The organism is Streptomyces sp. 1-11, assembly GCF_007176755.1.
In the GTDB taxonomy this organism is placed as follows: domain Bacteria; phylum Actinomycetota; class Actinomycetes; order Streptomycetales; family Streptomycetaceae; genus Streptomyces.
The window spans coordinates 30,372-43,763 of sequence record NZ_BJTV01000005.1; the positions used below are offsets into that span (position 1 = coordinate 30,372).

The following is a 13,392-nucleotide window of genomic DNA, read 5'->3' on the forward strand; positions in this document are numbered from 1 at the left end:
GAAGCGGGGAGAACGGCGTCGTGAAGGGGGGAGAACGGCGTCGCGAAGCGGGAAGGACGGCGCCGTGAAGGGGGAAGGACAGGGTCGTGAAGGGGGGAGGGCGGGGCCGCGAGGAAAAAGGACGGCAAAGGGAAACCAGGACGTAACCACGAACCCCCTGTCGCGCTACGCGCGTTGACCTTAGGCTGCGCGGCGAACGGGGGCCACGTGCCCCAGCCCGACCCTCAGGGGGGTTTCATGTCAGCCGCACCCCGGCGCACCAGACGCAGGACCTACGGCATCCTCGCCACCACCGCCGCCCTCGCCACGGCCGTCGGCCTGGCCGCCGCCCTGCCCGCGCAGGCGCACACCGGCGAGGACGGCCACGGGGCCGGCCACTCCGGCCGCTACCAGGACGTCCAGCTCCTGTCCTTCAACGACCTGCACGGCAACCTGGAGCCCCCGTCCGGTTCCTCCGGCCGGGTCACCGAACTCCAGGCCGACGGGACGACGAAGACGATCGACGCGGGCGGCGCGGAGTACCTCGCCACCCACCTGCGCCAGGCCCGCAAGGGCCACCCGTACTCCATCACCGCGGCCGGCGGCGACATGGTCGGCGCCTCCCCGCTGCTGTCCGGGCTCTTCCACGACGAGCCGACCATCGAGGCGCTCAACAAGCTGAAGCTGGACGTCACCTCGGTCGGCAACCACGAGTTCGACGAGGGCGCGAGGGAACTGGCCCGCCTGCAGAACGGCGGCTGCCACCCCACCGACGGCTGCTACACCGACAAGAAGTTCCAGGGCGCCGACTTCCCGTACCTCACCGCCAACGTCCTCGACGGCAAGACGGACCGGCCGATCCTGAAGCCCTACTGGGTCTGGAAGAAGAACGGCGTCAAGATCGGCTTCATCGGCGTCACGCTGGAGGGCACCCCGAACATCGTCTCCGCCGACGGCGTCAAGGGCCTCAAGTTCAAGGACGAGGCCGAGACGATCAACAAGTACGCCAAGGTGCTGCAGAGCCAGGGCGTCCAGTCGATCGTGGCCCTGATCCACGAGGGCGGCTACCCGGCCTCGGGCTCGTACAACTACGACTGCGACTCCGCGGGCGCGGGCTCCGGCATCTCCGGCCCGATCGTGGACATCGCGAAGAACGTCACGCCGGCCGTCGACGCGCTGGTCACCGGCCACACCCACAACGCCTACGTCTGCACCATCCCCGACCCGTCGGGCCGGCCCCGCATGGTCACCTCCGCGGCCTCCTTCGGCCGTCTGTACACGGACACCACGCTCACCTACGACCGCGGCACCGGCGACATCGTGCGCACGGCCGTGAAGTCCGCGAACCACGTGGTCTCCCGGGACGTCCCCAAGGCGGCGGACATGACCGAGCTGATCTCGAAGTGGAACACCCTGGCCGCGCCGATCGGCAACCGGCCCATCGGCTACATCTCCGGTGACGTCAACAACACCGGCACCGAGTCCCCCATGGGCGACCTCATCGCCGACGCGCAACTCGCCCACGGCAAGGAGCTGGACCCGAAGACCAGCCTCGCGCTGATGAACCCGGGCGGTGTGCGCGCGGGCCTGACCTACGCGGCCAAGGGCGCCGAGGGCGACGGAGTGGTCACCTACGCCGAGGGCTTCACGGTCCAGCCCTTCGCCAACACCGTGAACCTCCAGGACTTCACCGGCGCCCAGCTCGTCCAGGTGCTCAAGGAGCAGGTGAGCGGCGCCAACGCGGCCGCCCCGAAGATCCTCCAGCCCTCGGCCGGCCTCACCTACACGCTGGACATGACCAAGTCGGGTGCGGACCGCGTGGTCACCGACTCCATCCGGCTGAACGGCGCCGCCATCGACCCGGCCGCCACCTACCGTGTCGCCACCAACAGCTTCCTGGCGGGCGGCGGCGACGGGTTCCCGACCCTGGGGCAGGGCACGAACGACCTGGTCGGCAGCGACGACCTGGCCGCGCTGGCGAACTACCTGACGGCCAACTCCTCGGCCGCCGACCCGATCGCACCGCCGAAGGCGGACCGCATCGCGATCGTGCAGTAGCCGGCGGTCCGGCGGCCGGCTCGCGACTCGCCCGCCGTTCCGCGGCCGTTCCCGCCGCGGAGCCGGCGGGCACCGCCGTTCCGCGGCAGGGGACGCGCTCGCAGAGGTCTCCGTTCCGGGGCACCGGGAGCGCGGCGCGGCTGTGGAGGGACGTGGCGGAGCACCCGAACGCGACGGCCGCCGAGCAGCCGCGTGCGCTGCCGGGGCGAGCGGGACGATGAGGGCAGACGGCGTGATCGGCCTCGGCCCGAGCGCGGCCCTCGCCCCGGCGGCGCGCGTGACGGCCGGGGCGGCGCCCGCCCCGGCCGTCACGCGCGTGACCGCTCGGCCAGGACCGCCCCGGCTGGTACCGCCCGGCTAGGACTGAGCCCGGCCGGCGGAGAGGTCCGGCGGAGCCGTGGCCGCGCCGGGGAGGCGGATCGTGGCGGTCGTGCCGCCGCCCTCCGCCCGGGTCAGGGAGACCTCGCCGCCCGCCTGCCGGACCGTGCGGGCCACGATGGACAGGCCGAGACCGGAGCCCGGCAGGGCGCGGGCGCTGGGTGAGCGCCAGAACCGGTCGAATACGTGCGGGAGTTCGTCGGCGGGGATGCCGGGGCCGTGGTCGCGGACCGTCAGGACGCCCTTGGCCAGGCCGACCTCGACCGTGCCGCCCTCCGGGCTGAACTTCACCGCGTTGTCCAGCACGTTGACCACCGCCCGCTCCAGCGCGGACGGCTCCGCGCGGACGTACCAGGGCTCCAGGTCGGCGGTGATGGTCAGCTCCGGGCCGCGCAGCCGGGCCCGGCGCAGGGCCGCCTCGACGGTGTCCTGGAAGGACACCACCTGGACGCGCTCGCCCCGCTGGCCCTCCGAACGCGACAGCTCCTGGAGGTCGCCGATCAGCGCGGCCAGTTCCGTCATCTGCGCCTTCACCGAGGCGAGCAGCGCCTTGCGGTCCTCGGGGGGCAGCGGGCGGCCCGTCTCCTCGCTGCGGGTGAGCAGTTCGATGTTGGTGCGCAGCGAGGTGAGCGGGGTGCGCAGTTCGTGACCGGCGTCCGCGATGAGCTGCTGCTGGAGGTCGCGGGAGCCGGCCAGCGCGGTGGTCATCGAGTTGAAGGACCGCGAGAGCCGGGCCACCTCGTCCTCGCTGTCGTCGTCGACGGGGATGCGGATGCCCAGGTCCTCGGTGCGGGCCACGTGCTCCACGGCCTCGGTGAGCTTGTCGACCGGGCGCAGCCCCGCCCGGGCCACCGCGAGTCCCGCCGCGCCGGCCCCGACCACCCCGATGCCGGAGACGAGGAGCAGGACCAGGGCGAGGTCCTTCAGCGTGTCCTGGGTGTTCTTCAGCGGTATGGCGACCATCAGGGCCGTGTTCGGGTACATCTGGGGCTGCGTCCCGGGCCCCGGGCTGAACGTCAGCGGCTGGGTCAGCACCCGCACCGCCTTGCCCCCGGAGTCGGTGCCGTCGCGCAGGATGCCGTCGTGCATCAGGCCGTCGTGGTTGTCGGCCCGGGCGATGACGTCGGTGTCCGTGGAGGTGGTCCTGACCCGGCCCGCGGAGTTGGAGGACACGCAGGCGGTGCCGTCCTTCTTCACGAGCTGGATGTAGTAGTAGTTGCCGTGGGCGCGGAAGTCGCCGAGTCCGGCGTCGCCGGGCGTCTGCGGGCACGACTCCAGGGTGGAGACGATGTTCACCAGACGCTGCGGCTCGGAGACCTTCTGCAGATCGGCGTCGACCTGGTCGTACAGCTTGCGCTCCACGATGAACCAGCAGGTCACCGATACCGCCGCCACCGCGAACGCCACGGCCGCCGCCACCAGCATCGCCAGCCGGGCCCGGATCGGCAGTGCCTGGTAGCGGCGCACCACGCGCCTCACTCGGCGCCGCCCTGCCGCAGCACGTAGCCCACGCCCCGGACGGTGTGCACGAGCCGTGGCTCGCCGCCCGCCTCGGTCTTGCGGCGCAGGTACATGACGTAGACGTCCAGCGAGTTGGAGGAGGGCTCGAAGTCGAAGCCCCACACGGCCTTGAGGATCTGCTCACGGGTGAGGACCTGGCGCGGGTGGGCCATGAACATCTCCAGGAGCGTGAACTCCGTGCGGGTCAGCTCCACCTGTCGCCCGCCCCGGGTGACCTCCCGGGTGGCGAGGTCCATGCGCAGGTCGCCGAAGGTCAGCGCCTCGTCCGCCTGGGCCTCGGCCGACACGTCGGCCGCGTACGAGCTGCGCCGCAGCAGCGCGCGGATCCGGGCGAACAGCTCGTCCAGCTCGAACGGCTTGACCAGGTAGTCGTCGGCGCCGGCGTCCAGCCCCGTCACCCGGTCGCCTACCGTGTCGCGGGCCGTGAGCATGAGGATCGGGGTGGTGTCCCCGGCGCCCCGGATCCGGCGGGCCGCGGTCAGGCCGTCCATGCGGGGCATCTGGATGTCCAGCACGACCAGGTCCGGCCGGTAGGCGGCCGCCTTCTCCAGGGCGTCCGCGCCGTCGACCGCGACCTGGGTGCCGTACCCCTCGAAGGCGAGGCTGCGCTGCAGTGCCTCGCGCACGGCGGGCTCGTCGTCGACGATCAGGATGCGCTGGGAGTCACGGTCGCCTTCGGCGGGGCTCATCGCTCGCGGTTCCTCGGGGTGCGGTGGATCGGGTGGACGGGGTGTCTCTCAGCCTCGCACGCCGGAAGGCCGTGGGGCACGCACGCCGGGCTCAGGAGCCCAGCATGCTCAGGCCGCGGGCCGTGCCCAGCTGGTGCACCGAGCTCAGGCGGCGCAGCGGCACCTTGCGGCGGTGCGGGCGGTCGGCGGAGGTGCGCAGGCCCATCAGCTCCGGGGCCGGCACCGCGACCTCGGGGACGCGGGGGGCGGCTTCGGGGGCGTGCAGTGCGTACGCGACCGCCAGGGGGAGGGCGAGGGCGGCCGGGCCGGTGCCGGTGACGTCGGTGTGCGAGACCTGAGTGATCATGACGTGCTCCCTGCTGTGCCGGGTGGGTGGTTCAGCTGGTCGAGCCGGACCGCAGCTTGGCGAGGTCGGACTTGACGGTGTTGACGGGGATCGCGAAGCCGAGCCCCACGCTGCCCGCGTCCGAGGACGAGGAGGCCTGCGAACTCGACGAGTACATCGCGGAGTTGATGCCGATGACACGGCCGCTCGCGTCGATCAGCGCGCCGCCGGAGTTGCCGGGGTTCAGCGAGGCGTCGGTCTGGATCGCCTTGTAGGTCGTCGTGGAGGAGCCGGTGTCGCCGTTGAACTGGCGGCCGCCGAACTGGAACGGCCACCGGCCGCCGTCGCCCTGGCCCTGGTTCTGGCCCTGGCTCTCGTCGGTGGAGACGGTCACGTCCCGGTCGAGCGCGGAGACGATGCCGCTGGTGACGGTGCCGGTCAGGCCCTCGGGGGAGCCGATCGCGACGACCGAGTCGCCGACCTTGACGTCGGAGGAGTCGCCCAGCGCCGCGGCCGAGAGCCCGGAGGCGCCCCGCAGCTTGATCAGCGCGAGGTCCTTGGAGCTGTCGGTGCCGACGACATCGGCGGTGTAGCCCTTGCCGTCGCTGGTGCGCACCTTGATCGAGGAGGCGCCGGAGACCACGTGGTTGTTGGTGACGATCTCACCGCCGGAGGTGATGACCACGCCGGAGCCGGTGGACGAGCCGTTGTCGAGGGTCGCCTGGATCTCGACGACGCTGGGGCTCACGGCCGAGGCGATCGCGGCGACGTCGCCCCGCTTGCTCGCGGGGACCACGGCGGTCGTGGTGCCGGCCGAGGCGACCGTGTCCTTGCCGGTCAGTTCCTGGAAGGCGTAGGCGGTGCCGCCGCCGACCGCGGCCGCCACGATCGCCACCGCCGCGAGCAGTGCTATCGGGCCCCGGGTGCGCTGCCTGGCCGGCTCGGCGCCCGGCGCCGTGACCGTGGCCGCCGCGGGCTCGTACGGCGGCGGGGGCGGCCACTCGGGGTTCACGGGAGCGGAGTGGACGTGCTGCTGGGAGTAGGGATCCTCGGGACCCTCGTACTCGTGCTCGCCGCTGCGGCGGATGCTCTCGGTCATGACAATGAGCATGTCCCGCGACCATGAGAGCCGCCTGAGTGCTCCCTGAGAAGCCCGGCAGAACCTCGTTTGCCCGATATAAAGACGCTTCCGGCGGCCGGGGCGCGGTGCGGGAGCGGCCCTCGGGGCGGGCTCTCACCCGCCTCTCGTACAAGGGCCTGAACCCTGGGCCGCAGGCGCCGGAACCCCCGGCCGCGGCGGCCTCAGCCGGAGCAGCCGCAGGACGTGCGCACCACCAGCCGGGACGGGAACGTCTTCAGCCGCTCGCGCCGGGACCCGGCCACCCGCAGTCCGTCGTCCAGGACCAGGTCCACCGCGGACCGGGCCATCGCCGAGCGGTCCGAGGCGACCGTGGTCAGCGGCGGGTCGGCGAGCGCCGCCTCCTTGATGTCGTCGAACCCGGCCACCGCCAGTTCGCCGGGCACCTCGATGCGCAGCTCCCGGGCGGCCCGCAGCACGCCGATCGCCTGGTCGTCGGTGGAGCAGAAGACCGCGGGCGGCCGGTCGGGCCCGGAGAGCACCTCCAGGGCCACGCGGTAGGCGTCGTAGCGGTTGTACGGCGCCTCGAACAGGCGGCCCTCGGTGGGGAGGCCCGCCTCGTCCATCGCCCGCTTCCAGCCCTCGACGTGGTCGGAGACCGGGTCGCCGACGGCCGGCGTCTGGGCCGTGCCGCCCATGCAGGCCACGTACTCGTAGCCGTGCTCCAGCAGGTGCCGCACGGCGAGCTGGGCGCCGCCCAGGTCGTCGGTGACGACGGCGACGTCGTCGATGGCCTCGGGACGCTCGTGCAGCAGCACCACCCGGGCGTCCCAGGCGTCGATCTCGGCGGCGGCCAGGTCGTTCAGGGCGTGGGAGACCAGGATGAGGCCGGAGACCCGCATGCCGAGGAACGCGCGCAGGTAGTGGACCTCGCGCTCGGCGATGTAGTCGGTGTTGCCGACGAGGACCATCTTCCCGCGCTCGGAGGCGGCCTGCTCGACCGCGTGCGCCATCTCCCCGAAGAAAGGCTGGCGGGCGTCCGGGATGATCAGGCCTATCAGGTCCGTCCGGCGCGAGGCCATGGCCTGGGCGACCCGGTCCGGCCGGTACCCCAGTTCCTTGATCGCCGCGAGGACACGCTCGCGCGTGGCCGGGGCGACCGGCCGGGGTCCGTTGTTGATGACATAACTGACGACGGCGGTGGAGGTCCCAGCCAGCCGTGCCACATCATCGCGAGTCACCTTCGCCACGCGCGGAGTCTACGCGGATTGACCCGCTCTGGGCAGGGCGTATCAGATCCCGGGCCGGGCGCCGGTGACTCCGCCCGGGACCCCGCCGCGCCCGGCTAGGCGTCCGCGTGGATCTCGGCGGTGTCGAGCACCGCCGAAGTGTCGGCATCGTCCGCCTTCGCCCGGTCGGCCTTGGCCTTGTGCTCCTCCGAGCGGTCGCCCTTCTCCGGGGTGACGAAGCGGTAACCGACGTTGCGGACGGTTCCGATCAGCGACTCGTGCTCCGGGCCGAGCTTCGCGCGCAGCCGCCGTACGTGCACGTCGACGGTGCGGGTGCCGCCGAAGTAGTCGTAGCCCCACACCTCCTGCAGGAGCTGGGCGCGGGTGAAGACCCGGCCGGGGTGCTGGGCCAGGTACTTCAGCAGCTCGAACTCCTTGAAGGTCAGGTCCAGGACCCGGCCCTTGAGCTTGGCGGAGTAGGTCGCCTCGTCCACGGAGAGGTCGCCGTTGCGGATCTCCATGGGGGAGTCGTCGTTGACGATCTGCTGCCGGCCCGTGGCCAGCCGGAGGCGTGCCTCGACCTCGGCCGGGCCCGCGGTGTCCAGCAGCACGTCGTCGATGCCCCAGTCGGCGGTGACGGCGGCCAGGCCGCCCTCGGTGACGACGAGGACCAGGGGGCAGCCGGGGCCGGTGGAGCGCAGCAGCTGGCACAGGCTGCGCACCTGCGGCAGGTCGCGGCGCCCGTCGACGAGGATGACGTCGGCGCCGGGGGTGTCGACGAGGGCCGGGCCCTCCGCCGGGGCGACCCGCACGTTGTGCAGCAGCAGGCCCAGCGCGGGCAGCACCTCCGTCGACGGCTGGAGGGCGTTGGTCAGGAGCAGCAGAGAACTCATACGTCTGGTTCCTCCTCGGTCCCTGCGAGGACATTGCGGTGCGGAACTTGCTCTGCGATCCCGAAGGCCCCGTACACCCGCGGTCCCCCGCTTCGTATACAACGCTTCCGAAAGCACAAAAGGACCCGGGGGCTGCGCTGCCCGAGTCCTCTGCCAAGCAGAATAGCTCACATGAGCAACCGTCCGTCAGGTCATGTGGTGCGTTCCACCGTTCGTCCGAATCACGAGACGGCCGGGCGGGCGCCTATCCGGACGTTCCTGCGCACATCGGACGGAATCGCCGTCGATTCCGTATACGATCCGGGCCCGGCCGTATACGAAGCGTCCCCGGACGCCGCCCCGGCGCCTTCCGCCGCCCCCGTGTTCGTGATCGCCCACGGCTTCACCGGGGACGTCGACCGGCCCCATGTGCGCAGGGCGGCCGGCGTGCTCGCCCGGTACGGCGCCGTCGTCACCTTCTCCTTCCGCGGCCACGGCGCCTCGGGCGGCCGGTCCACGGTCGGCGACAAGGAGGTGCTCGATCTGGCCGCGGCCGTGGAGTGGGCGCGCGGCCTCGGGCACGCGCGCGTGGTGACCGTCGGATTCTCCATGGGCGGCTCGGTGGTCCTGCGGCACGCGGCCCTGCGGCCCGGCACGGTGGACGCGGTGGTCGCGGTCAGCGCCCCCGCCCGCTGGTACTACCGGGGCACCGCCCCCATGCGCCGGCTGCACTGGCTGGTCACCCGCCCCGCGGGCCGCCTGGTCGGCCGCTACGGCCTGCGCACCCGCATCCACCACCGGCACTGGGACCCGGTGCCGCTCTCCCCGGTGGAGGCCGTGCCCGCGATCGCGCCGGTACCGCTGCTGATCGTGCACGGCGACCGCGACGGCTACTTCCCGCTGGACCACCCCCGGATGCTGGCCGAGGCGGCCGGTGAGCACGGCGAACTCTGGGTGGAGCAGGGCATGGGCCACGCCGAGAACGCGGCCGGCGACGCCCTGCTGGGGCGGATCGGGGAATGGGCCGTGCGCCGGGCGGGCTAGCCTGACACCACCACTTTCCCTGTTACCCGCCGTCGATAGAGGAACCAGATGCCCAAGGTCACGGTCCGCTACTGGGCCGCAGCCAAGGCCGCGGCCGGGGTCGGCGACGAGCCGTACGACGCGGCCACGCTCGCCGAGGCGCTCGACGCGGTGCGCGAGCGACACCCCGGTGAACTCACGCGCGTACTGCTGCGTTGCTCCTTCCTCGTCGACGGTGACCCCGTCGGGACCCGCGCGCATGAGACGGTACGGCTGGCCGAGGGCGGCACGGTCGAGGTGCTCCCGCCGTTCGCAGGAGGATGAGGCGATGAGCGACCAGCCGTACCAGGGCGGGCCGTACGAGGGGTACGACCCGCACCGGCAGCAGCCGCACCAGCAGCAGCCGTTCCAGCAGCATCCGCAGGAGCACCAGCAGCCGTACCAGCAGCATCAGGAGCACCAGCAGCCGTACCAGCCGCAGGAGCACCAGCAGGCCTGGGCCGGGTACGAGGGGTACGCGCAGCCCGGTCACGACGCCGAGCTCACCCAGCAGTGGCAGGGGCAGACGTGGGAGACGCAGACCCACGCGCCGGTCCGGCCCGACGCCGCGTACCCGCTGCCGCCCGAGCAGCAGGCGTACCAGCAGCCGCAGCACGCGGCCCAGCACCACCCCCAGGCCGCCGAGCCGTACGCGCGGCAGCAGCCGCAGCCCATGCCCCAGCCGCAGCACGCGCAGCAGCAGCACGGGGCCGTCCAGCCGCAGCCGTATACCCAGCCGCAGCACACGCACGGCCAGCCGCAGCACGCCCAGCAGCACGCGCACGCTCAGCCGCAGCACGCGCTCGCCCAGCCGCACGCGGCCCCCGAGGCCGCCCAGGCGCCTGAGACCGCACCCGCGCCGGAGGCCGCCGCCGTGGCCGGTGCGGAGCCCGGTTACGGTCCCGCCACCCTGGCGGGCAACAGCCGCGTCACCGACGCCCAGCGGGCCCGCATGGAAGGGCGTTCGCCGGTCATCGAGCCCGGCATGCAGCCGGCGCTGCTCACCGCGCTGCTGGGCCTGCTGCTGGCCGCGGCGGCGCCCGTCGGCTCGTACGCCCTCGTCGTACCGCTGGTGCTGCTCCAGGCCGTGACGGCCGCGGGCTGGTTCCGGCTGAACGGCATGTGGCCCGCCAGGCAGGGCATCGCGCTGGCCTTCGCGGGCGCGCTCACCGCGGACGTGGCGGTGCTCGCCGCGGGCCGTGACCACGCGCCCGCCGCGATCCTCGGCCCGCTCGGCGTCTGGGTCCTGCTCGCCCTGGTCCTCCAGCTCCGCTCGCACGCCTCGCCCGACGAGCGGATGTACGGCCTGATGGCGACGGTCGCCTCGACCGCGCTGTCGGTGCTGGCCACCGGCTACCTCGGCGCCGGCCCGCACGCGGTGTCGGTGGGCGCGGCGGCGGTCGCCGTGGCCGTCGTGGCCCGCGCCCTGCCGCTGCCGACGCCGGCCTCGGTCGTGGTCGCCCTGCTGGCGGCGGCCGGTGCGGGCATCGCGGTGGGCGGCATGACCGGCCTGGGCGCGAAGGGCGCGGCCCTGGGCGCGGCGGCCGGCGTCTGCGCGCTGATCGGCCACCGGGTCGCCGCGTACGACTACCCGTCCCGCTTCGTGCACTTCACGGCCGGTGTCGCGCTGCCCCTCTCGGCGGCGGCGCCGGTGGTGTGGGTGCTGGGACGGGCGCTCGGCTAGCCGGCCTGCCCCCGCCGCGTCGCCCCGGCCGCGCGGACATGCCGAAGGGCCGCATCCCGCCGGCGTCCAACCCAGGGATGCGGCCCTTCGCCGTCACCGAGCCCGTTCGGGCCCTCCGGTCCGCTCAGACCGCTCAGACCGCGATGGCGACCTCGGCCAGCCCGCCCTGCTGGGCGACGACCGTGCGGTCGGCCGTGCCGCCGGGCACCAGCGCGCGGACGGTCCAGGTGCCCTCGGCCGCGTAGAAGCGGAACTGGCCCGTGGCGGAGGTGGGCACCTCCGCGGTGAACTCGCCGGTCGAGTCCAGCAGACGGACGTACCCCGTCACCGGCTCGCCGTCGCGGGTCACCTGACCCTGGATGGTGGTCTCACCGGGCTTGATCGTCGAGGCGTCCGGGCCGCCGGCCTTCGCTCCACACATGCGTCTCTCCGTAAGGGGTCTGACCAGAAGGTCGGTCGGGAAGGGTTGGTTGCGGTTACTTGCCGGAGCCGAGCTCGATCGGCACGCCGACCAGGGAGCCGTACTCGGTCCAGGAGCCGTCGTAGTTCTTGACGTTCTGCACACCGAGCAGCTCGTGCAGCACGAACCAGGTCAGGGCCGAGCGCTCACCGATGCGGCAGTAGGCGATGGTGTCCTTGGCGAGGTCCACGTCCTCCTGGGCGTAGAGCTCGCGCAGCTCGTCGTCCGACTTGAAGGTGCCGTCGTCGTTGGCGTTCTTCGACCACGGGATGTTCGCGGCGGTCGGCACGTGGCCCGGCCGCTGCGACTGCTCCTGCGGCAGGTGGGCCGGGGCGAGCAGCTTGCCGGAGAACTCGTCGGGCGAGCGGACGTCGACCAGGTTCTGCGCGCCGATCGCGGCCACGACGTCGTCGCGGAAGGCGCGGATCGAGGTGTCCTGCGGCTTGGCCTTGTACTCGGTCGCGGCGCGCTCGGGCACCTCGTCGCCGGCGACCAGCTCGCGGGCGTCCAGCTCCCACTTCTTGCGGCCGCCGTCGAGGAGCTTGACGTTCTCGTGGCCGTACAGCTTGAAGTACCAGTAGGCGTAGGACGCGAACCAGTTGTTGTTGCCGCCGTAGAGGATCACCAGGGTGTCGTTGGCGATGCCCTTCTTCGACAGGAGCTTCTCGAAGCCCTCCTGGTCGATGAAGTCACGACGGACCGGGTCCTGCAGGTCCTTGGTCCAGTCGATGCGGATCGCGTTCTTGATGTGGTTCTTCTCGTAGGCGGACGTGTCCTCGTCCACCTCGACGATGGCGACGTTCGGGTCGTCCAGGTGCTCCTGGACCCAGTCCGCGTCTACGAGGACGTCGCTGCGGCTCATGCTCTTTCTCCTCCGGGGCAGTTACGGCGGGGCGTGCGAGTGCGTGGGTGCGGGCGCTCGGCTGCGAGCGGCGCACGGGTGCCCTTCGAGACAGGGCCGTGGGGAACGCGGGGGCCGGGGTCGGCCGCTACCGCTTCAGAAAGGGCGACAGAGCATGGCGGCAACGCGGCACAGGTCCACTGCCCGCCGCTTCGTGAGATCCGCCTGTCGCCTCATGGGTTCGATCGTAGGGACGTCCGGGTGGACGTGTCACCGGCGTGTCGCATGATGAGACGCGATCGTCCGGATTATGGGACCAGAAGAGTGCCCGAGCCGTCGCCGGACGGTCCCAGGGCGCCCGCCGCGGGCGACGCATCTGCCGTACGGACGCGGGTGTCTCGCCTGGCGGACACCTCGGGTGGCGCCCCGGCCGGCTGTCGTCCTACCCCGCCAGCTTGACGTCCGAACCCTTCACGCTGATCTCCACCCCGTTCGGGGTGGCCCGCACCGTGTCCAGCTCGATCCCGCCGGGCAGCCTGTCGATGACCTGCTGGAAGTCCGTGACCGAGCGGATCAGGCCCTCGGCCAGGTCGAGGCCGCCGAACCGGGGCACACCGTCGGCCGTGACCCGCACCTTGTCGTCCCGGACGGCGACCGAGCCGAGCAGGTGGATCGTGGGCAGCCCGGAGACCTTCACGGCCAGCTTGATCTTGCCGTTCCCGCCGTCGGAGAGACCGACCACCTGGGCCGTGAGCCCGAGGCCGAGCGGGGTGGGCTCGGACTTCGCCGCCTTCAGCAGCTCGTCGTAGGCGATGGTCGCGGTGCCCGAGGCGTGGGCCGCGGTGGCCGAGCTGTAGTCGCCGGAGAAGGTCACGTCCCTCATGTCGGCGCTGAGGTCGTCGATCCGGATGGTCCGCGAGCCCTGGCCGGTGGAAGCCTCGTAGTCCTTGACGCCGACCTCGACGTCGTCCAGCTCGCCGCCCGCCAGCTGCGTGAGGAACGGGAAGCCCTTGATGGACACGTCGGGGGTGCTCGACAGGTTCTCGGCGGTCCGCAGCCTGTCGGCCACCTCGCCCTGGGCGAAGTGCACCGCGACCCGGTCCACGACCACGAACAGCACGCCGAGTACCAGGAGGAGGATCAGCAGTATTCGCAGGGCGCGCATGACGGGGTCCCCCCGGGTCGGCTGGCGGCGCGGTGGCCTGGACACGCCACG

The 13,392-nt window shown here is 72.6% G+C and carries 14 protein-coding genes; 4 read left to right on the plus strand and 10 right to left on the minus strand.

Annotated features, from left to right (window positions below; translation table 11 throughout):
- Positions 1 to 237: 237 nt before the first annotated feature.
- Positions 238 to 2,037 carry a bifunctional UDP-sugar hydrolase/5'-nucleotidase gene (locus TNCT1_RS11985; protein WP_143630886.1) on the plus strand — a complete coding sequence of 600 codons (1,800 nt, stop codon included), beginning with the start codon at positions 238 to 240 and terminating at the stop codon, positions 2,035 to 2,037.
- A gap of 357 nt (positions 2,038 to 2,394) precedes the next feature.
- Here TNCT1_RS11985 and TNCT1_RS11990 read toward each other — a convergent pair whose 3' ends face one another.
- From TNCT1_RS11990 to TNCT1_RS12015, 6 genes are all read right to left on the minus strand, one after another.
- Complete coding sequence (locus tag TNCT1_RS11990; RefSeq protein ID WP_143630887.1) at positions 2,395 to 3,894, minus strand: cell wall metabolism sensor histidine kinase WalK; 1,500 nt, start codon at positions 3,892 to 3,894, stop codon at positions 2,395 to 2,397.
- Positions 3,891 to 4,625 carry a response regulator transcription factor gene (locus TNCT1_RS11995; protein WP_143630888.1) on the minus strand — a complete coding sequence of 245 codons (735 nt, stop codon included), beginning with the start codon at positions 4,623 to 4,625 and terminating at the stop codon, positions 3,891 to 3,893. The genes TNCT1_RS11990 and TNCT1_RS11995 overlap by 4 nt, the downstream gene beginning before the upstream one ends.
- Positions 4,626 to 4,716: 91 nt before the next feature.
- Positions 4,717 to 4,971 (minus strand): hypothetical protein, encoded by a 255-nt coding sequence (locus tag TNCT1_RS12000; RefSeq protein WP_143630889.1) that lies wholly within the window; start codon positions 4,969 to 4,971, stop codon positions 4,717 to 4,719.
- Between the two features lie 31 nt (positions 4,972 to 5,002).
- Positions 5,003 to 6,049 carry a S1C family serine protease gene (locus TNCT1_RS12005; RefSeq protein ID WP_143630890.1) on the minus strand — a complete coding sequence of 349 codons (1,047 nt, stop codon included), beginning with the start codon at positions 6,047 to 6,049 and terminating at the stop codon, positions 5,003 to 5,005.
- A 203-nt stretch (positions 6,050 to 6,252) separates the two neighbouring features.
- A complete protein-coding gene (locus TNCT1_RS12010; protein ID WP_143630891.1) occupies positions 6,253 to 7,278 on the minus strand; it encodes a LacI family DNA-binding transcriptional regulator in 1,026 nt (341 codons plus the stop codon).
- A gap of 95 nt (positions 7,279 to 7,373) precedes the next feature.
- Complete coding sequence (locus TNCT1_RS12015) at positions 7,374 to 8,150, minus strand: response regulator transcription factor (protein ID WP_143630892.1); 777 nt, start codon at positions 8,148 to 8,150, stop codon at positions 7,374 to 7,376.
- A gap of 171 nt (positions 8,151 to 8,321) precedes the next feature.
- Between TNCT1_RS12015 and TNCT1_RS12020 the strand changes: the two genes are divergently transcribed.
- From TNCT1_RS12020 to TNCT1_RS12030, 3 genes are read left to right on the plus strand one after another with little or no spacing between them, the layout of a single operon-like run.
- Positions 8,322 to 9,173, plus strand: coding sequence for an alpha/beta hydrolase (locus TNCT1_RS12020; protein ID WP_143630893.1), 852 nt, complete (start codon positions 8,322 to 8,324; stop codon positions 9,171 to 9,173).
- Positions 9,174 to 9,221: 48 nt separating this feature from the next.
- The gene (locus tag TNCT1_RS12025; RefSeq protein WP_143630894.1) at positions 9,222 to 9,476 is read left to right on the plus strand and encodes a MoaD/ThiS family protein; all 255 of its coding nucleotides are present in this window, start codon (positions 9,222 to 9,224) and stop codon (positions 9,474 to 9,476) included.
- Positions 9,477 to 9,480: 4 nt separating this feature from the next.
- Positions 9,481 to 10,875, plus strand: coding sequence for a hypothetical protein (locus TNCT1_RS12030; protein WP_143630895.1), 1,395 nt, complete (start codon positions 9,481 to 9,483; stop codon positions 10,873 to 10,875).
- Between the two features lie 133 nt (positions 10,876 to 11,008).
- Here TNCT1_RS12030 and TNCT1_RS12035 read toward each other — a convergent pair whose 3' ends face one another.
- From TNCT1_RS12035 to TNCT1_RS12050, 4 genes are all read right to left on the minus strand, one after another.
- A complete protein-coding gene (locus TNCT1_RS12035; RefSeq protein WP_004986406.1) occupies positions 11,009 to 11,296 on the minus strand; it encodes a DUF1416 domain-containing protein in 288 nt (95 codons plus the stop codon).
- Positions 11,297 to 11,351: 55 nt separating this feature from the next.
- A complete protein-coding gene (locus TNCT1_RS12040; protein ID WP_143630896.1) occupies positions 11,352 to 12,197 on the minus strand; it encodes a sulfurtransferase in 846 nt (281 codons plus the stop codon).
- A 135-nt stretch (positions 12,198 to 12,332) separates the two neighbouring features.
- Positions 12,333 to 12,413, minus strand: a complete 81-nt coding sequence (locus tag TNCT1_RS36925) for an Ms5788A family Cys-rich leader peptide (protein ID WP_351055874.1) — start codon at positions 12,411 to 12,413, stop codon at positions 12,333 to 12,335.
- Between the two features lie 205 nt (positions 12,414 to 12,618).
- Positions 12,619 to 13,341, minus strand: coding sequence for a DUF2993 domain-containing protein (locus TNCT1_RS12050; protein WP_143630897.1), 723 nt, complete (start codon positions 13,339 to 13,341; stop codon positions 12,619 to 12,621).
- Between the last annotated feature and the right edge of the window lie 51 nt (positions 13,342 to 13,392).